Below are 22,843 nucleotides of genomic sequence, written 5' to 3' on the forward strand. Positions count from 1 at the left end.
GGTTGCCGGATGGCGTGTCAAGAATGATCACAAGCACATATTATCGTCGTAATCACCTCTCTTTATATGTATAATGGGGGGTTTGTAGGATCTCTTTTTGTCGAGTAGGCTCATGGACGTTCGCGTAAAAAAGACACTCTTACGGATGGGGAAATCCGGTAAGCACCTCTTCAATCTGCTGACTTTCTCCCAGGAGAGGACCTTGACCATCCTGGTGGTCGTCGTCGGTCTCACCACAGGGATCAGCGCCTATATCTTCAAACAGCTCATCGATGGGATTCACCATCTTTGCTGCGACTCAGAACTTTCCTCTCTCATTTTCTCCGGACATTGGTATCGCGTCGTTTTACCGGCGGCCGGAGGCTTACTGACAGGACTGATCATCCATAATTTTGCCCTGGATGCCGGCGGACATGGTATTTCCCGGGTCATCTACTCCTTGAAGCGCCTGGGCGGCCGCATCCGCCCTCGGGTGGCCGTTGCAAAATCTCTCACGAGCGCGTTCACTATTGGAACGGGCGGTTCAGCGGGTCCCGAAGGTCCAATCATTCAGATCGGCGCATCCGTCGGCTCTACCTTCGGTCAATGGTTCTATCTTCCATCCCATTACATGAAAACCCTGGTCGCGGCCGGTGCGGCGGGAGGATTTTCTGCGGTCTTTAATGCACCCATTGCCGCCGTCATCTTTTCGATGGAAATCCTTTTGGGAGATTTTTCTTCACAGGCCTTTTCCATGGTCGTCATCGCATCGGTCATTGCTTCTGTTACTTCCCATGTCCTATTAGGCGACGAAATTTTCCTGCCGACACCGGCCTTCGGCATTGAACATCAAGGGGAGCTAGGGCTTTATTTTCTCCTGGGAATCCTTGCGGTCCCGCTGGCAAGGCTGTTTATAAAGACCCAGTTTTTTTCGGAGGAACTCTTCAAACGGTTCAAGCGGGTTCCAAAACCAATTCGGCCGATGATCGGCGGCCTCTTGGTCGGAGGTTTTGGCCTTTTTATCCCCATGATTCTGGGTTCCGGACATCATGAAATCATGTCCATTGTCTCAACAGGAGACGACTCCGTCCGCTGGACCTTCTCATTTCTGCTGATTCTTGCCTTAGGAAAGATGGTCTCCACAGCACTAACATTGGGTTCAGGAGGCTCAGGCGGAACGCTGACGCCTTGCCTCTTTATCGGGGCGACGATGGGAACGCTCTTCGGCAATGCTGCGCGCCTGGTTTTCCCCAACATTGCTCCTTCGGGAGCCTACGCTCTCGTCGGAATGGGTACCTTCTTTGCCGCCGTGGTTCATGCCCCGTTCACGGCTATCATCATGATGTTTGAGATTACCCATGATTATCGTATCGTGATCCCCTTGATGTTCTCGGTCACCATCGCCATGATTATGTCCCGACAAATAGGGGCCATCGGTATGGACGCCATGGTTCTCCTGAAAAAAGGAATCCGCCTGGACAAGGTGAAAACCCATGATCCCCTTAAAGATGTTACGGCTGGCGAGGTAATGGCTAAAGATATCGAAACCGTTCATGAAGACATGACGATGGAAAAATTGGCCCAGTTCATGGAACACAGCCCGCATACCGGTTTTCCTGTGGTCGATACAGGGGGAGAACTCCAGGGAATGATTATCTACTCCGACGTCCACCACGCAATCGACGACGGTCTCGATCCCAGAGAGGTCCCCGTTAAACAGATCATGCGGAAGAAAATCCCCACGGCCTTCACCGAAGAAGACCTGGGAACCGTAGTCAGGCGGATGCAGGAGTTCGATATCGACCGGATTTCCATCGTCGATCCGGACAATCCGAAACGGCTCATCGGCCTTATTACGCGAACCAATATTATTTCGGCATATCAACCCACCACGAGCCATTGAGGAGCTGTACCGTAAATTGAAAACCCCACTTCCTCCGTATAAGCCTGATTTCTTTGAGAAGACCTTTGCTCCCTTGCTGAGCTTCATGAGGAGAGTTCGGATCTTTTCCCTCTCCGGGATCTTGGTCTTTTCCTTTCTACTCGACTTCTCACAATGGCTGCCGCTTCCTTGCAAGCTTATCGCTCTTCTCCTGCAGGGAGGCGTGGTGTTCAAACTGATCTTCGAGGAACGCTATCTCTTCTTTCGCTTCAGACGACTGACTTGGCAAAAAAGACTCCTCCCGATCGCCCTTTTTGGCATCAGCCTTCTTTTCTACGCCGAAAAAGGGCTACTCTTCATTGAGATGTTTTCCCAGCCGGCAGGCTCGCTGACACAGACCTATCGTCTCTACAGCATTATCTTCTTATCTTCGGCATTCGCAATCTATACCCTGCGGATCAATGTGATCGTCCGGTTTCTAAGCCATCTCCGCCTGCGTCCGGCCCAAACCCTGGCCCTCGGCTTTATCGTGATTATTTTACTTGGCACATTACTCCTCTCCTTGCCGCAAATGGTGACCGATCCTTCTAAGATTTCACTGATCGACGCCCTTTTCACCTCTACATCGGCAACCACCGTCACAGGCCTTGTTCTCTTTCCAATCTCCGAATATTATCAACCCACGGGGCTGTGGGTCATTCTCGCCCTGATCCAACTGGGCGGTCTGGGTATCATGACCTTTGGGGTTGTCTTCTCCTTGATGTCCCATAAACGGATGGGTTTAAATGCGGAGATCGCACTTCAAGGGGCCCTTGATACAGAGTCAGTCGGGAACGTCCAAAAAGAAATTCTACAGATTTTTTTGATCACCCTGCTTATCGAATCCTTTGGCGCACTCCTTTTGTGGGTCTTCTTCACTCGAGACGGAAACAACCCGTTCTTTACCGCAATTTTTCATGCGATCTCCGCCTTTTGCAATGCCGGATTTTCACTCTTTCCAAGAAACCTGGAAGGGCAGATGACACATCTTCCAGTCAATCTCATTATTGCCTTCCTGATCATCCTGGGAGGCTTCGGCTTTCCGGTATTAAACAACCTTTTAAGGTATCCCTTTTTCAGCCGCACGCGGACGAACTGGCGCTTGTCGTTTCACTCCAAGATGGTCCTCTCCATCTCTGCCGGCCTACTTCTGGTCGGCACCCTTGGGATTTACATCCTTGAATACAGCGGGACCCTTTCTTCGCTCTCCTGGTACGAAAAATGGGTGGCCGCAGCCTTCCAGTCGGTCACAGCCCGCACCGCAGGTTTTAATGCCCTGGACCCATCACATTTTCGGGATGCGACACTTCTGCTTCTGATCATCCTGATGTGGATCGGAGGTTCACCCGCTTCTACGGCAGGAGGAATCAAAACCACCACATTTGGCGTGATGCTGGCAACACTCCGGGCCATGCTTCGGAACCGGGAAGAGGTCAGTCTTTTTAAGCGGAGCGTCTCTCCCCTCGCGGTTCAGAAATCGCTCTCCATCGCTTTTGTTTCATCCGGTCTCGTCGCCCTGCTTCTTTTATTGCTCCTCTCTACTGAACAGGAAAGCTTCAAATCTCTCCTGTTTGAAACGGTTTCGGCCTATAACACGGTCGGCCTTTCCATTGGCACCACGTCCCGACTCTCCCAGGTCGGGAAACTGATTATTATATTAACAATGTTTTTAGGGCGCATTGGCCCCCTGACTCTTGCATTCATTCTTGCAGAACGTGCGAGTAAGGGAAAATATAATTTCCCACGAGAACGCGTGATTGTAGGGTGACATTTAAAGGACGGTATCGTTGAGATAGGAGGAGGAGAATGAAGCGATTTTTAGTGATCGGGCTGGGCCGATTCGGCATGAGCCTTGCGGAAACACTCTTTGAGGACGGGGCGGAGGTCATTGCGATAGACGAACTTGCTGAACGGGTGGAAGAGATCAAAGAAAAGACCACCCTGGCCGTTCAGCTCGACAGCACCGATTCCGACGCCCTGAAATCGGTTGGGGCAGACCGTGTCGATGCCGCCATTATTGCAATCGGGGAAGACTTCGAGGCCAGCGTCGTGACGACAGCGGTCCTCAAAGACTTGGGCCTGAAGGAGATTATTGTTCGCGCCTATACGGAAAGAGAAAAAAAGATTCTTCAACTGATCGGAGCCAGCCGAGTCATCTTTGTGGAACAGGAAATGGGAAGGCGCCTGGGAAAAACCTTCTCCGGTGATGCCATTCTCGACTATATCGAGATCTCTTCCACCCACTCCATTGTACAATGGGAAGCACCTGATTTTCTGTTCGGAAAGACACTGGGAGATCTCAAGATAAAGGAAAAGTGGAACCTGAACCTCTTCGCGATAAAAAAAGAAGGGACGGCCTCCTTAGGGTTTGGTTGGAGAAAGGGGGAAGAGAAGCTGGAGTTCAGTCCTCCATTGGAATACACCCTCGTAAGGGGAGACATCCTGGTTCTCCTGGGAAGAAGCCGGGACCTGACCCGCTTTACCGCGCAGAAGAAATGACCCGATAAACTTCTGAACAGGCTGCCTTGAAACGATTCAGCATACCTGGATAAGCCCTCAGGGCAAGGCGCGAGGAGCGCAGACCCACAACGTAGTTTTGAGCACCGCAGCAACGCCGCCATGGAGACTTAGACGGGAGTGCTGAATTGTTAGAAGGGCCAGAAGACGGGAATGAGCCAGGTGGACAATACCCAAAAGAGCATATTCAGGGGCGTTCCCACGCGAACGAAATCGGAATACCGATATTGTCCGGGACCATAGATCAGCGTATTGGTCTGATATCCGACCGGGCTCATAAAGCTGAGCGAAGCCGCAAACATCACCGCCATCAGAAAAGGGCGCGGGCTTAATCCGACAGATTCCGCTGTCACAATGGCAATGGGGGCAAGGAGGGCGGCAGTCGCATTGTTCGACATGACATTGGTCAGCATCATGGTCAGGAAAAAAATGGCTGAGAGCAGTGCGGTCGGTCCCCACTGACCCACCCCTGAGATAAGTACATTCGAAAGAAGGAGGGCCGCACCGGTCTTTTCCAGGGCAATCCCCAAGGTCAGAACCCCGGCAAGCAGGAAGATGACTTTCCACTCTATGGCCTCATAGGCCTCTTCCAGTGTAATACTTCCTGTCAGAACAAGCAGGACAGATCCCACAACGGCACTCACAACAATCGGAAAGAGTCCTATGGCGGCCGTCGTGACAACAGAGATGATAATGATCAGGGCCGGAATAATTTTTCGCTTTCTAAACTCCGGAAGATCCACTTCGGAGATAAAAACGAAGGCCGGGTGCTGTTTCAGTTGGTCCATATGGTCATGTTTGACCTCTATGAGAAGCGCGTCACCGGCTCGGAGCGTAGTCGTTTCCAGCTTCTCATGCATGACATCTCCCCGATGACGAATCGCGAGTGCCGTCGCCCCGAAGCGGTGACGGAAGCGAATCGTCTTGAGCGTTTTTCCTTCCAACATTGAATTCGGCGCAACCACGGCCTCGACTAAAACCGCCTGTGTCGACTCGAGATCAGCATCCCGCCACTCAATACCGGACTTGATCGTAATGCCCTCTCGTTCCTGGAGCGCCTGAATTTTTTCAACATTACAGCGGACACGGAGAATATCATACTCTTGAAGGATAATACCGGGCGCGGGCAGCAAGAGACGCCTCCCCACCCTGAAGACTTCCAGGACATCAATATCAAGATCCTGAATCAGGGGAGAACTTCCCAGGGATAAGCCAATCGATTTTGCCTTTGGAAGGATGATGATCTCTGTCAGATAATCCCCCATTCCAAATTCCTCGGTCAGATCCCCAGATGCCCTTGTACTCGGAATCAGGCGGACCCCAATCATCATCATGTAGAGAACTCCGGCGCCGAAGATAATCAATCCGAGACGGGAAAATTCAAACATTCCAAAAGGAGGAAGACCATGACGAATAGCAATAGAATCAACAAGGATATTGGTTGAGGTCCCGATCAGCGTGCAGACGCCGCCGAACATCGCCGCGAAGGAAAGAGGCATCAGCAACTTGGAAGGGCTGACCTTGATATCCCGCGCAACACTCAAGACAATCGGCATAAAAATGGCCACCGCGGCCGTATTATTGACAAACGCAGAAATACCGCCAATGGTTAACATCATCGTGATGAGGGCCACCCAAAAATTCCGTTTCCCCACACGGACCAGGTGAACGCCGATAAAGTTTAATGCCCCTGTTTTGTACAGACCGGCACTCAAAACAAACATGGCCCCTACGGTCACGGTGGCCATATTGCTGAAGCCGGATATTCCTTCTTCAGGGGAGATGATCCGGCTGACAAGAAGGGTCGACATCACCATCAACGCAACCAGATCAACAGGAAATATCTCAGCCACAAAAAGAATAACTGCTGTGGCGGCAAGCGCCAGGACGAAAAACATTTCGGCGGTCATGATTCCCTCTTCAAGAATATAGAGCATCAGCCACAAATATCATTACGACTGTCACTTTACACGATTTTCAGAATTCGGACAAGACGGCGAAGGAATACAAACGGAGAGAGACCCAAGATCCAAGATTGGATCCTGGGATAAGGTCTTAAGCCCACTGAAAGTCAGGGCCGGGATTTCGTGCGTGATGCATTCTCATGCAGGTAAACTCTTTGGACACGATCTCCAATTCCGCATAGAATTTCATAAGGAATCGTTTCCGAGGCACGGGCCACTTCATCGGCCCACACTGTTTGTTTATTTTCAGCCCCGATGACGGTGACCCAGTCGCCAACACTCAAGGAAGGGACTTGGGATACATCGAGCATGGTCATATCCATACAAACGCGCCCGACAACCGGCACCCGTTTCCCTTTGGCAAGCATCACACCCCGATTTGAGAGAAGACGCGGATAGCCGTCGGCATATCCGATTGACACCGTCGCAATGAGACTTTCTCTGGGTGTAACATAGGTTCGGCCATAGCTGATGGATACCCCTGCAGGAACACGCCGCAAGGCGATGACGCGAGACTTGACCTGCATCACCGGAGAGAGCCGAACCTTAGTACGACCCTCCAGGGGTGAATACCCGTAGAGCATCAAGCCCGGTCGGACCAGATTAAGATGTGCCCGGCTGAAATGCATAATTGCAGCGCTATTGGCGATATGGCAATAGGGTATATTTATCCCTCCCTTTTCAAGTTTTTTCCAGATCTCACTGATGGCCTTTAGCTGATATCTTGCAAAAGAGAGATCCTTTAAATCGGCATCGGCAAAATGGGTCAGGATCCCCTCCACGCAAATTCCTTCCTGATCCACCACCTTTGCGATAAAGGAAGATGCATCTGCGGGGGAGAGACCAATACGTCCCATACCTGTATCAAACTTGATATGCACGTTCACGACCTTCCCAATTTTTTTTGCATACCGGCTGAGTGCTGTCATCGACTCCGAATCAAACAAAACCGGGGTGAGACCGTATCGTACAATTTCAGGAATTTGAGTGATCGGACATCCGGCCAGAAGCAGGATCGGGTGTCTAATCCCTGCTTTTCTCAAGGCCATTCCCTCCTCGAGAAAAGCAACGCCAAACATGCTGATTTCCCCGGACAGATCTTTTCCGAGCCCATTATTTTTGGCTCCCTTTCCGGGCCCACCTGTGCCGGACAGAAATCGAGCCACCTCGACCGCGCCATGACCATAGGCATCTGCCTTGACCACGGGAAGGATCTTTCCGCAACCGCTGCGCCTTCTTACTCGGCAGATATTTTCATGCAGGGCGGCCAGGTTCACCAGAGCAATGCTGGAGGCATGTTTTTCAGGATTCACATTAATATTCCTTTAAACTGAGGAGAGGCTCTGCTTCTAGTGTTCGGGAGGCATGGGTTTATATCTTTAGAATGACGTTATACTTCGAGGATCTCGGTTTCTTTCTTTCGCAGAATGTCATCTACCCTGGCAATGGATTGATCTGTAATTTTTTGAACGGCTTCCTGGTTCTTCCTCTCTTCATCTTCAGAGAGGATGCCCTCTCTCTGCCGGGATTTTAATTCATCATTCGTATCACGGCGCACATTCCGGATCGCGATCTTGCAATCTTCACCCATCTTCTTTATGAATTTGACCAGATCCTTCCGGCGTTCCTCAGTCAAGACAGGGATGGCAATCCGGATTATTGTCCCGTCATTGGAAGGGGTCAGACCCAAACCAGAAGTCATAATCGCCTTTTCAATTTCCTGAAGCTGGCTGACATCCCAGGGCTGGACCGACACAAAACGACTCTCAGGAATAGAAAGAGAGGCAATCTGATTAAGCGGAGTCAGCGTTCCGTAGTAGTTTACCTTCACCGAATCAAAGAGTGCAAGGGAGGCACGGCCTGTTCGAACACCGGAAAGCTCCCCGATAAAACGGGAGATAGAAACCCCCATTTTATCGGTCATCTTCTTTTTAAGATCATCCGACATGGGCATCCTGCTCCTTGTCACCCGCCTTACTGATGAGTGTCCCCACGGCTTCGCCCATCAGGACCTTTCTGATGTTTTCTTTTTTATTCAAATTGAAGACGATAAGAGGGAGGTCGTTATCCATGCAAAGGGTTACTGCCGTTGAATCCATGATCTTCAAACCCCTGTCGATCACATTTAAGTAGGTCAGTTCTGAGTATTTCCTGGCGGTGGGATCTTTCATCGGGTCCTTGTCGAAGACCCCATCGACCTTTGTCCCCTTTAAGATCACCTCCGCCCCGATCTCGATGGAACGTAAGACGGCCGCCGTATCGGTTGAAAAATAAGGGTTCCCGGTCCCCGCGGCAAAAATCACCACCCGCTTTTTTTCCAGGTGCCGGATGGCTTTTCTCCGGATATAACCCTCGGCCAGCTCTTTCATCTCAATCGCGGACTGAACCCGTGTAAAAACACCCTTTTTTTCCAAAATACTCTGAAGGGCCAGGGCATTGAGAACCGTTGCCAGCATCCCCATGTAATCTGCGGAAACACGGTCCATCCCCGCGGCGCTCCCCGCAATACCCCGGAAGATGTTCCCGCCGCCAATCACAATCGCGGTTTCGACCTTCATCGCGACCATCTCTTTTATCTGCTCGGCAACCGCGGCGATCATTGAGGGATTGATCCCGAAGCCTTCGTCACCGGCCAGGAGCTCGCCGCTCACTTTCAGGAGAACCCTCTGGTATTTTGCTTGAGACATCATAGCTCCATTTTTCAGTTCAATCAGGCTTCGCCTTCTCCCAGCTGAAACCTTGTAAACCGGCGAATCTGAATGTTTTCCCCTATTTTGGAAATCTTCTGAGCAACCAACTCTTTTATCGTAAGGTCGGGATCTTTTATGAAGGTCTGTTCAGTCAGACAAATCTCTTTCAGAAACTTGTTCACCTTTCCTTCGGCAATCTTTTCGATCACATGCTCCGGCTTCTTTGTTTCCCTGGCCTGCGCGATGAAGATCTCTCTCTCTTTATCAATAATCTCCGAGGGTACATTCTCTGGTCCGACATAGCGAGGACAAGGGTTTGAACCTGCGATTTGCATGGCCAGATCTTTGACCAGTCCCTGAAATTCACTATTGCGCGCGACAAAATCAGTTTCACAATTTACTTCAATCAGGACACCGATCTTTCCACCGCCATGAATATACGAGCCGACAATCCCTTCCTGTGTTTGACGCCCTGATCTTTTTATCGCAGCCGCCAGCCCTTTTTTTCGGAGATAATCGACCGCTCGGGTCAAATCCCCATCCGTTTCCTTGAGGGCGGTCTTACAATCCATAATACCCGCCCCCGTCTTTTCCCGTAATGTCTTTATCGCTTCAACAGTCAACAACTTTCTCCTTTATATCCAGGCCCAACGCCTCCCTCGAGACATCATTCCGATTCAGTAATTACGATTATCACCCTTCTTTACCCGTTTTCAGGCGGCGCTGTTTCCTCTTTCTCTTCGGGGGAAGACTCGGGAGAGGGTTCTGGAGCTGGCGCTGTAGGCGGTTCGGGAGCACTGACTGCAACGGGTTCAGGCTTCGCTTCCCATTGTATCCCCTTTTCGGGTGCCGGCGCGTCCGGAACTTCTGGAGCGACTGTCTTTTCCCTAAGCCGCTGGCCCTCTAAAACTGCATCTGCCATCTTGCTGGTCAGCAATCGGATAGAACGGATGGCATCATCATTCCCCGGAATGACATAGTCGATTTCATCCGGATCACAGTTCGTGTCCACAATGGCAATGACGGGAACGCCAAGCCGGGTTGCCTCCAGGACCGCCGTCTTCTCCTTTATCGTATCAATGACAAATATCGCCCCCGGGAGGGCGTTCATCTGCTTAATCCCACCCAGATTCTTCTCAAGGTGCCCCCGCTTCTTTTCAAGCTTGATGACTTCTTTTTTCGGGAGACGATCGTAGGTGCCGTCTTTCTGGGCAGCCTCAAGCTTTTTGAGCCTGCCAATACTCTTCTTGATGGTCGAAAAATTTGTGAGCATTCCACCCAGCCAACGATGATCGACATAAAACATATTGCAGCGCTTCGCTTCTTCCGTGACAATCTCCTGCGCCTGCCGCTTGGTCCCGACGAAAAGGATGGAATCCCCTTTCTCCGTCAAATCCCGGACAAAATTATACGCAACCTCTAACTTCTTGGCCGTTTTTTGAAGGTCAATGATATAGATATTATTACGCTCTCCAAAAATATACCGGATCATCTTGGGGTTCCAGCGCTTGGTCTGATGCCCGAAATGAACACCTGCATCTAACAATTCCTTTATTTGGCTCATCTTTTCTCCTTTTCTGGTCTGGGCCGCCGCTCTCCCTGGGTTCTTTCCAGGCAACTCACCGCTTATCAATAAATATGGCGAGGACCGTGCCCGGCAGGGGAACGTGTGGATTATTTTGTGTTCATACAGAGCTCAACAGGCCACGGTGCTAACGCACCTAAGCAAGTAAGCTAAACCTTTGAAAGCTACCACGACCAGGCCCTTCTTTTCAATAAGAAAAGCGGGACTGGGGGTCAACGATTCAGCACCAGAGATAAATTATACGTCGCCCTCTCCAAGCGATAGGTCTTTTCGTCCTGCTATCCATTTAGAGGCCATGCGAAGAATCGATTCATCATTTGTCTTTTGTTCCAGTTTCCTTATGTCTATCCAGCTCAAATCGTGGGATTCATCACTGACAATATAGGTTTCACTGCCTGTGGCCTGGATGGCATATCGGATGTCATAATGGTAATGCCCCGGCTCTTCTCCCCTTCTTGGGATCTGGTGGATGTCGATATCAAAGATCCCTCCGCTTAGCGCTTCGGCTTGTTCCAGGCCCGACTCTTCGTAAACTTCACGTAGCGCGACCCTGAGAATATCAGAGTCCCCATCGGCATGACCCCCGAGTTGAAGCCATTTGTTTAACTTCTTGTGGTGCGTGAGTAGTACGTGCGTCCCACCTTTATTGACGACCCAGGCAGAACCGGTGACATGCCCCTTTTTTAAGTGTCTCTCGAAACATTCTGTATTGGACAAAATGAAGTCGATGAGTCGTTTTACCATGGAAGATTCATTTTTCCATGTGACCTCATAGGAAAGAAGTTGCTGAATGATGTTGTTTCTATGCATGTTTTGGGGCAGAAAGAAGTCGTCAAATAAAAGAGAGGCGCACTTAATCTATATTTCTGCTTTCCGAATCCGCGATGCGCGCAGCCCGTGCGATAGCCTCACCCGCACGCTGGCTAAACAATCGCTGCTGTTTGTATCCGAGAACCAACTCCCAGGCGTCATCCGGATACCGTTTTACCAGGGGAAGGGCAACGTCATGAAGCATCCATCGGCCGTGATGTTCATCTTCTTTGATGTGCAGATCCCAATATCCCATGGCCTTTTTTGACAAATCAAGCCGCTTCGCCGCGGCCAGATAATTTCGGAACGCAGAAGGGACGGAGACCTCGGTATAGAGCAGTCCTCCGATGTAGCGGAGAAAATAGCGTTTCCGTTCGCTAAGGAGGAAGCTGTGATTGATTCCCGCAAGAACCTCCCAAGGGAGCGTGTCGAAATAGGCCTCCGGATCTACTCGCATCTCAGACTCAGTGAGCATGTCTTCAAAAAAGGTGGAGTGCTTGCGTGAAAGACGACCGCCGCCGTATTCCTCCAGGAACACCCTGGTCAGCATGGAATGGATCTTGTTCCCAACTCCCCCCAGCATGCGCGACAACTGACTGGCCTCAACGAGGCCATCCAGCGACATGATCGCCAATAGCCGCCGGTATCCCGCATTTTCCACATGGTCACGAAAGAAAGCACCGGATTCAGAGGGCTCCGGGTCCAAATCCTTTTGCGTCTCTTCCTTTAAGCTTTCCTCAATGTTTAATTCTTTTAACGGGGGACAATCCAGAAGGTTCATTTCCCACGACTGCCAGTCCTCCTCAATCCGGTCACGGATAGCCCGAAGGTAAACAGAGCGTTCATTCTTGTACCGCTTTAAATCGTCATACCAGAAAAGCTTGAGGCGATTAATTCGATAAAGAACCCGATGCAAAAATCGGTGTGCGGGTTCCGAATGAGGAGCGTCCTGATAGGCAGAGACCAAGGCGTGCTCCAGTGTCTGCTCAAAATCCAGGATGATGAGACGGAGCATGCCAAGGTTTTCATCCAACCCATCGGCATCAAGAAGCATCTCGAATTGCGTTTCAGCGGTATTGTAGCGTGAACGCACTTCGGTCTCGGCCTTAAGACCATCAGGAATCTGTCGTGTTGCCATTTTTTGTATTTCCATCTTAGGGTCCGAAAGATCTTTCAATGAAGGTTGTTATTGTAGCGCATCGGCTCCCATTACTGTCAAGGAAGCTCTGAATAATCATAAATTCGCATACCCATCCCTGTGACCTCCTCCCTATAAAATAGGAGCAATTGAAACTAGAGGATTCTGGCAAAATGTAAAAATAGAGGAGGTCAATAGTTAATCCCACCCCTCTTCTATCAGCCCGCGATCACGGGACCAAGCAGGATTTCTCCTTTTAGTATAGGGAACTACATCTATATGAAATAGGCTCTAATAATATATATTGTAGACAATAGCATTAAATTATTACAAAGGAGGTACACTATGAAAAAGTTACTTTCCAGTACGGTAATTCGGACAATGGAGTCAGAATCAGGCGTTGCAGCTTACTCCGACAGGCCTGCAATCCTGATATCGATGTTCCTCGTCCTCATGGTCTCGTTTACGTTGGTCTTGTCTGGAATTTCATTCGCAGATGCTTCACTTGACCGATACGTAAAAGACACAGGAACGAAATTGATGACCGGTGTCGTGAATATGTCTACGGGATGGGCCGAAATTTTCAGTAAACCTCATGACATCAAGGTGAAGGGTGGGCCGATCGAAGTGGTGTCCTTAGGTCCACTCGGTGGCCTTCTGACGGCTGTCTTACGGACAGGGTCAGGGGTCTATGATACAGCCACTTTTTTGTTCCCATTACTGAACAAGAATCAAACAAGGATAGAGTCAGGGTTTGCGTGGCGGGATATGGGATCAGGCTATGAAAAGTTCCGAAATCGGCATGTCGTAGAAATGGACCCTCTGACTTTAACAGAGGTCAGGATCTTCCCTTTTAAAGATTAGCCGAGGATTGGGGAGAAACCCGATCCCTGGTTTTTTTATTCCCTCCCTAAGGTTAAATCTGCGGCATTTTGGCTTGGGCTGCGGCATTGACTACCATCTTAGGGGGCTTCTGATTGAATCTGGGTTGGAATTTTCAGGAGGGGAAATTTTTCGAGTCAAGGCGCAGATTGCAGGTAATAGCCGGCTATTGCCAAGATTTGTAACCCCGAAGCGGAGAATTTCAGCCTTGAAAAAACAATTCATGACTCACTCAGAGGTCCCCCAAGCTTGTCTTTAAACTTGCTGCCCCACTCCCCTGATGTAGGCGGCTGAAAATCGATGGTTTCGGCGTTCTCATCACGCTGGGCTTCTATCCCTTCACATTAATCGGCATTAAAAACATGGTATATCAGAGCAGTGGAACTGATTCTGTTTTGCCCGTCTCTGAGTCTTTCTTGTCTAAAAACTTCCAGAAGATGGCCAGCGAGATATTGGTCGGGGAGAGCGGAGGAATATTTGAATCGTAGCGAGAGGGGATCAGGTGCTTGAGGGACGGGGTTTTTCAGGTTGTTTTGAACGGAGGCGTATGTGTCTATACGGTGAGAGAGAAATATTCTGGAAAATCGTGTCCATTGAATTCATGAGTCCCTCGCAGTAGATTCAACTGGAGACAGGATGGAAACACTTTTAGAGGACCTACCCCGCTCTCTTATTTCGGACACAGAAGGCGGACTTTTTCTTTTTTATGGTGATCCGGCCCTCTTTGCTCTCTCGCCTCTGTTGGCCGGGTGGCGGCTTGAGCTTGGCGAACGGGTTCTTTTTTTAGATGGTGGTAACTGCTTCGATCCTTATCCGCTGGTTGCATTAGCCAAAAGGATGGGGCGGAATCCACAGTCATTCCTTTCCGCGCTCTTTATCTCCCGTGCATTCACTTGTCATCAGATGGGATCATTGATTTTTAATCAGCTTAAAGCCGGAATTGCGGTGCATCGTCCCCGGCTGGTGATTTTGGCGTCCCCTCTGGAGACCTTCTATGATGAATCGGTTCCCTTTATTGAAGCCAAAAACCTCTTACTTCATCTGATTGATGCATTGGGACAAATGGCTCGGGACCGGATTTTTATCATACTCTCTCCCTTTCCCAGAAAAATGGCGGGACGGCGGGCCTTCTTTCTTTCACACATCAAGCACCGGTCAGATAAGATCTTCCGCATAGATCGTCCGGAGGATTCACTTCAAACATCGATTCGGATTACAGAAGAGAAACCGATCTCCCGAACGTGGGTCCTTCCGGTCCTGGAGCCATAGGACGTGACCCATGGGCAGAACCCTCGCGACATTTACACAACTCATTGCACAAGAGGTTTCATCCTGGCGTGCTTTTCGCCGGGCATTGCGGCGTGAGGATCAGGAATATCTCGACGGCCTTTTTCGTGCGGCCAAATATCATGTGGCCGCTGGGAGTTATGCCTCAAAGGCCAGCCCCTTTGAGGCGATGGTGGTGGCTATGCTGATCGAATCCACCAAATCAAATGACCTCCTGGAAAAACGGGTTGCCCTTTTGGAACTAGACAAAAACGAGAAAGAGATGGATGCCCAGGAAAACACTCAAGGGGTGGATCTTTGATGTCTACCCGGTTTATGGGGGAATGCGTCTCTGGTTTATCGATTCATCAGGTCAAAAACATCGACTCTTCGACACCTTTAGCCCCTCGTTTTATATCGGTGGCCCGTCGGCACAATTAAAAAAGACCCTCTCGTTTATCCCTAGGTTAAAACTCCCACTACGCATCAAACCCTCGGAAGGTATCGAATTCTATTCCGGGGCAACCATTCCTGTTGCCCGAGTGACCGTCTTCAATCCTCTTGACTATGCCAAGGTTGTGAAGTGGGTTATTACCCTTGAAAATAAAAAAGGGGATCGTGCTCAAACCCTCTCCCTTTACAATTGTGATCTTTCTCTGCCGCAGCTTTATTTCTTCTCAAAGAGGCTCTTCCCCTTGGCTTTTTGTGAGGTCGGGGTTGGGGAGAAAGGAAAGATCCAGAGGATAGAGCTGATGGATTCGCCCTGGTCAACAGCCTATACGATTCCTCCTTTATCGGTTATGCACCTGAAAATGGAAGGGGAGTCGATTCACCCAGACCAGTGTGGGGTGAAGCCTTTGGAGGTTACAATCGAAGGGATCACGCATGTGATCGAGGGGGTGGGTGAGAGTGAAACGGGAACTGAAATCATAGACCGGTTCAATTCCCTGCTAGAGCGTTATGACCCCGATCTCATTCTCTCGGAGTGGGGCGATCCTTGTATTCTGCCCCAACTCATCTCCAGTGCCGAAAGGCTTGGCCTTCCGCTGAATCTCAACCGGGAACCATCTCGGAAAGTGAAGGCCAGAAAAGAGCGATCTTATTTTTCTTATGGCCGGATTGTTCACAAGGCGCAGGCGCGGCTTCTTTTTGGTCGGTGGCATATTGATACCCGAAATTCTTTTCTGGCAAGCCATACGGAATTAGAGGGGGTGTTTGAGTTCGCCCGCCTCTCCAAGATCCCGGTCCAGCAAATGGCGCGGACCTCGACGGGGACAGGGATCACGTCGATGCAGATGGATCTTGCCTTTCAGGAGAACATTCTGATTCCCTGGAGAAAGCGACAACCGGAGGGATTTAAAAGCGCCAGTCAACTTTTACTAAGCGATAAAGGCGGACTGACCTATACCCCAAAACTGGGTTTTCATGAAGAAGTGGGCGAACTTGACTTCGCCTCGATGTATCCGTCGATCATGGTGAAGTACAACATCTCTCCTGAAACAATCAACTGTCGCTGCTGTTCCCATAACCTTGTTCCCGAAATCGGTCATCACCTCTGCAAAAAACGGAAGGGACTGATTCCCCGTTTTCTCAAACCGCTTTTGGACAAACGAACCGAATACAAGCGGCTCATGAAGAAGACGGAAGATCCAGAACAAAAACGAATCTATGATGAACGGCAATCGGCGCTGAAATGGGGATTGGTCACAACCTTTGGTTATCAGGGATATAAAAATGCCCGGTTTGGGAAGATCGAGGCCCACGAAGCGATTACCGCCTACTCGCGTGAGAAACTCCTTCAGGCGAAATCCCTCGTAGAAGCCGAAGGCTTCGAGATGATTCATGCCATTGTGGATTCCCTCATGATCAGAAAGCCGGGGACAAGCGAAGCCGCCTATGAGGCCCTAGCCCTTAAGATTTCAAAGTACTGTGAAATACCGATTGCCTTTGAAGGGATTTTCAACTGGCTCCATTTCCCGCCGTCTAAATCCAACCCAGGTCTCGCGACACCAGGTTGTTATCTGGGGGTCTATCGCTCCGGCAAGACAAAGCTCCGCGGGATAGAGGCCCGGCGGTCGGACACGCCGGTCTTTATTAAACGCGCTCAGCTTGAAATGATTGAGATCCTTTCAGTTGCGCGAAATCAGGAAGCATACCAATTCTTATTGCCGCAAGTGATGGATTGTTTTGAAGGATATCGGGACAAGTTGCGGTCCGGACAGATCCCGTTTGTTGATCTGGCGATTTCAAAAGCCTTGTCAAAAGAACCTCACGAATATCAGAAGGCGAGTCTCATTGCGATTGTTGCCAATGAGTTGGCGGTGAGAGGTGTTCGGCTGATGCCGGGACAGACGATCTCCTATGTCATCACAGAGATGAAGGCAAGGGTCCCGTCGGATCGCGCCAGGGCACTGGGTTTTATCGATGGAGCCTGGGGCTATGACGTTGAGAAGTACGAAGCCCTTTTATGCGAAGCCTTGGAGGTGCTCTTTCCTGTCGAGAGGAACACACGGCACGAGCAGGAGAGATATTTTAAGACGTCACAACGTTCTGAGTTGAAGCAAATTGATTGTAAGATAACCCGACATCAATGAAGCGACCCACCGCGCCAAGGAGCAGATCTGATGCGTTATTTTTCGCCTCTCTGGGCGGGGTTTTCAGTTTTATCTCAGGGGTCCTATCTGTAGGCTCCGTCCTGGAAAATAGTGACGCCATCGATCTCCACCGCTTGGGCGTCAACAAAGACGTCGACGTGAAATCCTCCCTTTTTCGGGAAACCCGGCTTTTTATATTGTAAGTGTTTGGCCCCCAGGGAAAGGTGAATGCCGCACATTCGTTCATAGGTACCGATATCGCTCACGCGTCGATCCCGGCTGAACGCACGGTTCAGGCCAAATCCAAGCTCACGGACCCAGACGACCTCTTCTTTTTCCCGGATGATATCCAAAACCCCCTGAAAGCCAAGCGGCGCATCAGGACAGGAAACCAGAAGTCCTCCTTCAATCCGTGCCGTGAAGGGTTCTTTTGGAACATTGACACGAAAGTCAGTATCGCCAAAGGCAAATAGCCTTACGGTTCCATTCAGGCGATTGATCTCTTTCGGCTCCGTAAAGACTTCCCCGATTGGATACTGGCCGCCGATATTTTTCATATCTTCGTAATCACCAATATTCAACCTGGGATCTAAAAAAGTCGTGTCGTAGATTAACTCGGTATCCTCGCAGATGATCCTGACTCTTTCCGCCCGGGCAATACGATCTCTCAAAAGAGGTCCGACCGTTCGGTAGTAAGTAGGATCATAAGCAAGCGCGTCAACATAAACAGCAACCTCTTCTTCGGGAAACCGGCCGAGATGAGGATGTTCGATCACCTTTAGTTTTCTTTGAAAGAGTTCAAGCCGTATGCGAAACTGGCTCAAACGAAAACTGGTGGATTGGACCAGAATGACTAGGTCGTCCGGGGACAGGAGGCTGAACTGCCTCAGGATGACCTCCGGGTCAGATTGATTAAAATCAAAGGCAACAGCATCTGGAAGAACCACTTGATAGGCCTCGGTCAAGAGCTTCGACAAGTCCGACTTCGTATCATAAATAATAACGGCCCGCTCTCTCGGTGTATGGCCCAAGGCAATGGAAACGGTGTCTCGAATATTTGCTTCTGCCGCCTTTATCACGGTGCCGTTTGTGGCCTCATTTTGGGTTGCCTGCTTATTCATTTCTAAAAAATTCCTGTTTCCTTATCATTCAGGCTCCGTTGATTATGTTTTTCCCAATAGTCCAAAATCCCCTGCTTCCCGCGACTTTCAGCCCATTGGGATAATGTAGGGCGTTCCTCTTTTAGCTCAAAATAGGGTACGGCATAACCGCAAGAGGTCGTCACCAGGATCAGTTGAAGCTCAAAAATCTGCCGTGCACCCACATCCTCAGGAAAGAGTGAATAAAGATCCTCCCAGTCTCCGTCCCTCGGATGGATGGCCTTGGCCTGGGCGAACAATCTTAATATGAGGGGCTGCTTGTCAAATGAGCAGAACATGACCGTCATACGGCGATTTTCAAGCACATGGGCGGCCGTCTCATTCCCACTGCCGGTTAAGTTCAACCACACCACCTTGGCGCGATTGATGACTCTAAAGCTATCCATTCCCTTGGGAGAGACATTCACGAAGCCTTCTGACCCGGCCGTCCCGACAAAAAACAGGTGTTGCTTTTTTATGAACACAATATGCTCATCGCTCAACACGTCAAATTTATCTGCCACAGTTCAACTCCTGAAAATCATGCTGCCCATTAGACAAGATCACACGCTTCCGGTGGCATCCAATGCGCATCCTGATCTTCCCACTTGATGTTGCAGCCGATGGGATTTGTCACCGGCGTACTGATCGCCTGCCCCGCCAGAAGCTCCTCCAGTGCCCGGTCAAGGTCATTGACCCCTGCCTCGGCTGCGTTTCTCGGATTATCCACCCCACGGCCCGTGTAAACGAGCTTTCGATCCTGGTCGAACACGTAGAAATGCGGGGTCCTCAGTCCCCCGTAGGCCAAAGCGACTTCCTGAGATTTGTCCCGGGCGTAGACCCACGGGAAATGATGCTGATTCATCCTCTCCACCATGTGTTCAGAATCATCGGACGCATAAGTGTTTTCACTGTTGGCGTTGATGCCGATGAAGGCAACATTCTTGTCCTTAAAGCGTTCAGCCGTCGCACGGGTCACTTCGTCAGAACCAATGACATAAGGACAGTGGTTGCAGGTAAAGAAAAGCACAAGCACTTTTGCCTCAGAAAAGTCTGATAGGCGATAGGTCTTCCCATCTGTTGCGGGTAACACAAAATCTCGTGCCTTGTCACCAATTCCCAGGGTGAATGCCATCGTTATCCTCCTTTATAATAAGTCCAGAACCGGACATCTTGCGATTCAGCCTACCAGCCCTTCGCCATCGTACCATAATTAACGATGAATCAAGCAGGCCGACTGCTTTGCGCTTGATTCATCGAATTTACGACAGATTTTATTGGCCAGATTTGCTATATTGAAGCACCTTTCGAGTCTATGTGTTCCGGAAATAAAACGCCTCTGCATGGGGGAGGGTAGATCGAATAACAAGGATTACTCGAGTCTGTGTGTAATGGGATTATATTGTGGCTCTATACGCGTGTAAAGAATGCGGTGAGAACGTCAGTACAAAGGCCAGAGCCTGTCCGCATTGCGGAAATCCTGTGAAGAAGAGAACCTTTGTCCGAGATGGCGCCTTTGCACTCATAATCATTTTTATATTTTTCAGTATCATCGTCACTCTAAGATCTAAGGTGCCGCTTCTGAATGACACAACAAAGGAAATAGTGATAAACCGTATCAAACAATTCCCAGGGGTCATTGAGGCGATCATCCCTCAAAAGGGTGATGATCTAAGCCTTGTTCTTGTTGTTCCCGAAAATACGTCCATAAAAAAGGCAAAAGACCTTGGCGATAATTTCGTCAGGATGGTCAAATCGTCTTCTAAAGACGCCCCAGATCCCGGAAAAAACATCGGGAAAGGGATATACAGTTATCTCGTCAGCGTGTACACAAAACAGGAGAAAAATATCGCTTTGGGGGCCAAAGTACAGACAGCAGAAAATATTACCTGGTAACGTGTCCCGTCTTATTGTCGATATTACATGCCTGTCTTCGTGCGGGCCCCTATGAAGTGCAAAGAGTGCGGTAGAGAGCTTCATTCCAAGACCTTTGCCTGTCCTTCCTGCGACGAAGCCCCTCCCGATTCATCAGCAACAAAAATGCAGGAACTCGGGAACAGTCTGCTTGCCCTCGGATGTGCAATCCCCTTCGTCGTCATTCTTGTATTTGTCCTGATCGTATTGTATGGTGCATTCCTTTCGTGAAGAACTTGGTCTCCTGAAACAAAAGTCATGCTGGACCTTGACCAGAACCTCGCCAAACAAAACGGGGAAGATCCAATGAGAGGGGAAGAATTTCCTAAGCCATTGATTTTCCTTGGTGGGCGTGGTCGGAATCGAACCGACATGAGGCTACCCTCGGCAGTTTTTGAGACTGCTGCGTCTACCGTTTCCGCCACACGCCCATTTGAAGGCCCCTTCTAGCATATCTCCTTCGATTAATCAAGATCATTGGCCCGTCCCAAGATCCAATCTCCGATCTTGGGACCCGTTGACAGATCCGCATTCATCCGATAGAGTTTTTACAGACTCGGAGGTCGTAATGAATCGGATCATTTTGATTTTGTTAGTGTTCTTTCTGTTCAGCCCAAGCGGGATCCAGGCAGAGATCTACAAATATACGAATCTTGAGGGGGTGGTCACTTTGACCGACACCCTGTCCAAGGTTCCTCTCAGATACCGAGCGACCGTTGAGGTACTCGGAGAGTCGGATCTCGCTCCGCTCGCGACAGACACCTTTACCGCCTCCGCAGAAAGAAAATTAAACCGTCTCCCGGAAAACCTTCAAAAGTGGTTTGATCCCTTAAGGGACAGAAACATCCTGGTCGCCTCAGGCCTTGCCTTCCTGCTGCTTTTTCTTATCTCGAGATACGTAGGAGGATTTTTATTCAAGTGTGCTTTCCTGCTCTCGGGTGTCGCTCTGCTCGGATCAATCCTTTACAGCTTTGTTATCCCCAGGGAGATTTATCTCAAGCAATCTCTATCAGAAAGTGCGGACTCCCGCATTTCCCGGAAAATTGCGACGATTCAAAAGACCAGGGAACTAAAGGAGGACATTGCAAAAACAGAGAACGCACGAAAAAATATTTTTAAAACGATTTTTCAAAGGAGCGAGTAAATAGGAGACAAACGAGGTCAGGATCCTTACCTGCCCCATTTTTTCGGGAATACCTTGATCCACAGGGTCGGGTCGTTATTGCCATGTTCCTTGACCTTTTCTAAAATTTCCAGGTCCCACTTTCCACTCTGTACTGCCTTGGAGAGGGCAAAAACATCGAGCGATGAGACTTCCTCCCATTTTCCAGAGGCTTTGATCAGTTTATCCAGAGCAGGTCGACCGGGATCTTTCCAGCCGGGAAATTTGATGTTTTCATAGACCTTTATTCTAACCTTATGGTCCTTCGTGAAAACGGCCTCCACCCCTTTTCTGCGGGCGTAATCTCCCAAGGCCTCCTTGACCTTTGCAATTTCTCCCTTGACACTGGCCTCTTCAGATTGCAATGTGATCAGGCGACCGGCCAGCCGGACCCCTTCTTCCCCCATGTATTCATTCTCAGGAAGTGATTCTGTTTCATATTGGTGCCGGAAGAGCGGGCAAATCTTCTGAAATTCACACCAGTTGCAAAGGCCGCTCTGACGCGGGGGGTAAAGCGCCGCACCTTCAATTTCCTGAATCAGGGCGATGGTCTCCTGACGGAGTTCTTCCAGCTCTTCCGGGCTTCGACGGGAACGAATCTCCTTATCAAAAATAAGGTAGTGCCATATCAGTTCGACTTTCTTCGTCTCCGGCCAGAGTTCTTTTATGGCCAACTGGTAGAAGGCAAGTTGTCGGTCTTCATCCAGTTCCTTCTGTGTGGGAAAGAATCCCTTGGTCTTGTAGTCATGTATCCAGATAACACCGTCTTTAGGTTGGCTCAGGCGATCGATAAAGCCCTGGATCATATATTGACCCGCATCATCAAGTGAAAATTTAACGGGATGCTCTATCCCCAGCGTCCGGCTCTGATCGAAGGGATGGTAGCGCTGATAGTAATCGATGATGCACTTTTCTCCCAGCGCAAGATAGTCATCGGGCACCATCTCAGCACGAACGATCCGGATCTCATCATGCCATTTAAGTTCCCAGATCTGGCGGTAGTCCTCAAGCAGTTCTTCGAGTGAGAGTAATTTACAAAATCGAAGGTGCGTATAGAGTTTCTCCAGGGACTCATGGACCCTCGATCCCATGAAGGCTTCAACCCCCTCTATCTCTGATGGAATTTTGTCGATATAAGTATATTTAAACTTCTGGGGGCATTGGCGATAGGATTCCAATCGTGATGGGGAGTAGATCATCGGGGTTCTCGTCGGAAAAAATGAAGCGAGATCAAACCAAATTGTAACCATTCAGGACGGATTCTAACCGCCTATCGGTAAGA

The 22,843-nt window shown here is 49.8% G+C and carries 22 protein-coding genes and 1 tRNA gene; 10 read left to right on the forward strand and 13 right to left on the reverse strand.

The annotated features are described in order from the left end of the window. Nucleotides 1-97: 97 nt before the first annotated feature. From EYQ01_05995 to EYQ01_06005, 3 genes are all read left to right on the forward strand, one after another. Nucleotides 98-1,882, forward strand: a complete 1,785-nt coding sequence (locus EYQ01_05995) for a CBS domain-containing protein (GenBank protein HIE65350.1) — start codon at nt 98-100, stop codon at nt 1,880-1,882. An 85-nt stretch (nt 1,883-1,967) separates the two neighbouring features. Then, complete coding sequence (locus EYQ01_06000; GenBank protein HIE65351.1) at nt 1,968-3,668, forward strand: Trk family potassium uptake protein; 1,701 nt, start codon at nt 1,968-1,970, stop codon at nt 3,666-3,668. A 38-nt stretch (nt 3,669-3,706) separates the two neighbouring features. Next, nucleotides 3,707-4,399 carry a TrkA family potassium uptake protein gene (locus EYQ01_06005; protein HIE65352.1) on the forward strand — a complete coding sequence of 231 codons (693 nt, stop codon included), beginning with the start codon at nt 3,707-3,709 and terminating at the stop codon, nt 4,397-4,399. Nucleotides 4,400-4,548: 149 nt separating this feature from the next. On the opposite strand, the gene EYQ01_06010 is transcribed toward EYQ01_06005, so the two are convergent. The 8 genes from EYQ01_06010 to EYQ01_06045 all read right to left on the reverse strand — a co-directional run bounded on the left by EYQ01_06010 (nt 4,549) and on the right by EYQ01_06045 (nt 12,619). Next, the gene (locus EYQ01_06010; protein ID HIE65353.1) at nt 4,549-6,327 is read right to left on the reverse strand and encodes a sodium-coupled transporter; all 1,779 of its coding nucleotides are present in this window, start codon (nt 6,325-6,327) and stop codon (nt 4,549-4,551) included. Nucleotides 6,328-6,488: 161 nt separating this feature from the next. Beyond that, a complete protein-coding gene (alr, locus tag EYQ01_06015) occupies nt 6,489-7,667 on the reverse strand; it encodes an alanine racemase (GenBank protein ID HIE65354.1) in 1,179 nt (392 codons plus the stop codon). A gap of 104 nt (nt 7,668-7,771) precedes the next feature. Next, a complete protein-coding gene (locus EYQ01_06020; protein ID HIE65355.1) occupies nt 7,772-8,329 on the reverse strand; it encodes a ribosome recycling factor in 558 nt (185 codons plus the stop codon). Continuing rightward, nucleotides 8,319-9,068 (reverse strand): UMP kinase, encoded by a 750-nt coding sequence (locus tag EYQ01_06025; protein HIE65356.1) that lies wholly within the window; start codon nt 9,066-9,068, stop codon nt 8,319-8,321. The genes EYQ01_06020 and EYQ01_06025 overlap by 11 nt, the downstream gene beginning before the upstream one ends. 23 nt (nt 9,069-9,091) lie before the next feature. Beyond that, entirely contained in the window at nt 9,092-9,697 is a 606-nt protein-coding gene (gene tsf, locus EYQ01_06030; GenBank protein ID HIE65357.1) for a translation elongation factor Ts, read from the reverse strand. Between the two features lie 77 nt (nt 9,698-9,774). Then, the gene (gene rpsB / locus EYQ01_06035; GenBank protein ID HIE65358.1) at nt 9,775-10,635 is read right to left on the reverse strand and encodes a 30S ribosomal protein S2; all 861 of its coding nucleotides are present in this window, start codon (nt 10,633-10,635) and stop codon (nt 9,775-9,777) included. 258 nt (nt 10,636-10,893) lie between these two features. Then, complete coding sequence (locus EYQ01_06040) at nt 10,894-11,466, reverse strand: NUDIX domain-containing protein (protein HIE65359.1); 573 nt, start codon at nt 11,464-11,466, stop codon at nt 10,894-10,896. A 43-nt stretch (nt 11,467-11,509) separates the two neighbouring features. Beyond that, nucleotides 11,510-12,619 (reverse strand): iron-containing redox enzyme family protein, encoded by a 1,110-nt coding sequence (locus EYQ01_06045; GenBank protein HIE65360.1) that lies wholly within the window; start codon nt 12,617-12,619, stop codon nt 11,510-11,512. Between the two features lie 330 nt (nt 12,620-12,949). Here EYQ01_06045 and EYQ01_06050 point away from each other — a divergent pair, with 330 nt between their 5' ends. The 4 genes from EYQ01_06050 (at nt 12,950) to EYQ01_06065 (ending at nt 17,346) form a co-directional block, all read left to right on the forward strand. Continuing rightward, nucleotides 12,950-13,468 carry an exosortase system-associated protein, TIGR04073 family gene (locus EYQ01_06050; GenBank protein ID HIE65361.1) on the forward strand — a complete coding sequence of 173 codons (519 nt, stop codon included), beginning with the start codon at nt 12,950-12,952 and terminating at the stop codon, nt 13,466-13,468. A gap of 654 nt (nt 13,469-14,122) precedes the next feature. After that, a complete protein-coding gene (locus EYQ01_06055) occupies nt 14,123-14,755 on the forward strand; it encodes a hypothetical protein (GenBank protein HIE65362.1) in 633 nt (210 codons plus the stop codon). 10 nt (nt 14,756-14,765) lie between these two features. Next, nucleotides 14,766-15,074, forward strand: coding sequence for a hypothetical protein (locus tag EYQ01_06060; protein ID HIE65363.1), 309 nt, complete (start codon nt 14,766-14,768; stop codon nt 15,072-15,074). After that, a complete protein-coding gene (locus EYQ01_06065; GenBank protein ID HIE65364.1) occupies nt 15,040-17,346 on the forward strand; it encodes a hypothetical protein in 2,307 nt (768 codons plus the stop codon). The genes EYQ01_06060 and EYQ01_06065 overlap by 35 nt, the downstream gene beginning before the upstream one ends. A gap of 83 nt (nt 17,347-17,429) precedes the next feature. Here EYQ01_06065 and EYQ01_06070 read toward each other — a convergent pair whose 3' ends face one another. From EYQ01_06070 to EYQ01_06080, 3 genes are read right to left on the reverse strand one after another with little or no spacing between them, the layout of a single operon-like run. Continuing rightward, complete coding sequence (locus tag EYQ01_06070; protein ID HIE65365.1) at nt 17,430-18,467, reverse strand: hypothetical protein; 1,038 nt, start codon at nt 18,465-18,467, stop codon at nt 17,430-17,432. Nucleotides 18,468-18,469: 2 nt separating this feature from the next. Beyond that, nucleotides 18,470-19,009: a pyridoxamine 5'-phosphate oxidase family protein gene (locus tag EYQ01_06075; protein ID HIE65366.1), complete on the reverse strand. Its 540-nt coding sequence runs from the start codon at nt 19,007-19,009 to the stop codon at nt 18,470-18,472. Nucleotides 19,010-19,038: 29 nt separating this feature from the next. Beyond that, the gene (locus EYQ01_06080) at nt 19,039-19,620 is read right to left on the reverse strand and encodes a thioredoxin family protein (GenBank protein HIE65367.1); all 582 of its coding nucleotides are present in this window, start codon (nt 19,618-19,620) and stop codon (nt 19,039-19,041) included. Between the two features lie 347 nt (nt 19,621-19,967). Between EYQ01_06080 and EYQ01_06085 the strand changes: the two genes are divergently transcribed. Together EYQ01_06085 and EYQ01_06090 are read left to right on the forward strand one after the other, a co-directional pair. Next, nucleotides 19,968-20,381 carry a hypothetical protein gene (locus EYQ01_06085; protein ID HIE65368.1) on the forward strand — a complete coding sequence of 138 codons (414 nt, stop codon included), beginning with the start codon at nt 19,968-19,970 and terminating at the stop codon, nt 20,379-20,381. Nucleotides 20,382-20,432: 51 nt separating this feature from the next. Further along, nucleotides 20,433-20,630, forward strand: a complete 198-nt coding sequence (locus EYQ01_06090; GenBank protein ID HIE65369.1) for a hypothetical protein — start codon at nt 20,433-20,435, stop codon at nt 20,628-20,630. 113 nt (nt 20,631-20,743) lie between these two features. Here the strand turns inward: EYQ01_06090 and EYQ01_06095 are convergent. After that, nucleotides 20,744-20,830 (reverse strand) — tRNA-Leu (locus EYQ01_06095). A 137-nt stretch (nt 20,831-20,967) separates the two neighbouring features. On the opposite strand from EYQ01_06095, the gene EYQ01_06100 reads away from it, so the two are divergent. Then, entirely contained in the window at nt 20,968-21,543 is a 576-nt protein-coding gene (locus EYQ01_06100; GenBank protein ID HIE65370.1) for a hypothetical protein, read from the forward strand. Nucleotides 21,544-21,569: 26 nt separating this feature from the next. Here EYQ01_06100 and EYQ01_06105 read toward each other — a convergent pair whose 3' ends face one another. Next, nucleotides 21,570-22,811 (reverse strand): PD-(D/E)XK nuclease family protein, encoded by a 1,242-nt coding sequence (locus EYQ01_06105; GenBank protein HIE65371.1) that lies wholly within the window; start codon nt 22,809-22,811, stop codon nt 21,570-21,572. Nucleotides 22,812-22,843 lie beyond the last annotated feature (32 nt).

Source organism: Candidatus Manganitrophaceae bacterium, from assembly GCA_012960925.1.
GTDB lineage: Bacteria > Nitrospirota > Nitrospiria > SBBL01 > JAADHI01 > DUAG01.

Bases quoted from the DNA above. Each gene is read 5' to 3' on its own strand.
- EYQ01_06000 (HIE65351.1), top strand. From the start codon at position 1,968: ATGAGGAGAGTTCGGATCTTTTCCCTCTCCGGGATCTTGGTCTTTTCC.
- EYQ01_06005 (HIE65352.1), top strand. From the start codon at position 3,707: ATGAAGCGATTTTTAGTGATCGGGCTGGGCCGATTCGGCATGAGCCTT.
- EYQ01_06010 (HIE65353.1), bottom strand. From the start codon at position 6,327: ATGACCGCCGAAATGTTTTTCGTCCTGGCGCTTGCCGCCACAGCAGTT.
- EYQ01_06020 (HIE65355.1), bottom strand. From the start codon at position 8,329: ATGTCGGATGATCTTAAAAAGAAGATGACCGATAAAATGGGGGTTTCT.
- EYQ01_06025 (HIE65356.1), bottom strand. From the start codon at position 9,068: ATGTCTCAAGCAAAATACCAGAGGGTTCTCCTGAAAGTGAGCGGCGAG.
- rpsB (HIE65358.1), bottom strand. From the start codon at position 10,635: ATGAGCCAAATAAAGGAATTGTTAGATGCAGGTGTTCATTTCGGGCAT.
- EYQ01_06040 (HIE65359.1), bottom strand. From the start codon at position 11,466: ATGCATAGAAACAACATCATTCAGCAACTTCTTTCCTATGAGGTCACA.
- EYQ01_06045 (HIE65360.1), bottom strand. From the start codon at position 12,619: ATGGAAATACAAAAAATGGCAACACGACAGATTCCTGATGGTCTTAAG.
- EYQ01_06050 (HIE65361.1), top strand. From the start codon at position 12,950: ATGAAAAAGTTACTTTCCAGTACGGTAATTCGGACAATGGAGTCAGAA.
- EYQ01_06055 (HIE65362.1), top strand. From the start codon at position 14,123: ATGGAAACACTTTTAGAGGACCTACCCCGCTCTCTTATTTCGGACACA.
- EYQ01_06060 (HIE65363.1), top strand. From the start codon at position 14,766: ATGGGCAGAACCCTCGCGACATTTACACAACTCATTGCACAAGAGGTT.
- EYQ01_06065 (HIE65364.1), top strand. From the start codon at position 15,040: ATGCCCAGGAAAACACTCAAGGGGTGGATCTTTGATGTCTACCCGGTT.
- EYQ01_06070 (HIE65365.1), bottom strand. From the start codon at position 18,467: ATGAATAAGCAGGCAACCCAAAATGAGGCCACAAACGGCACCGTGATA.
- EYQ01_06080 (HIE65367.1), bottom strand. From the start codon at position 19,620: ATGGCATTCACCCTGGGAATTGGTGACAAGGCACGAGATTTTGTGTTA.
- EYQ01_06090 (HIE65369.1), top strand. From the start codon at position 20,433: ATGAAGTGCAAAGAGTGCGGTAGAGAGCTTCATTCCAAGACCTTTGCC.
- EYQ01_06100 (HIE65370.1), top strand. From the start codon at position 20,968: ATGAATCGGATCATTTTGATTTTGTTAGTGTTCTTTCTGTTCAGCCCA.
- EYQ01_06105 (HIE65371.1), bottom strand. From the start codon at position 22,811: ATGGTTACAATTTGGTTTGATCTCGCTTCATTTTTTCCGACGAGAACC.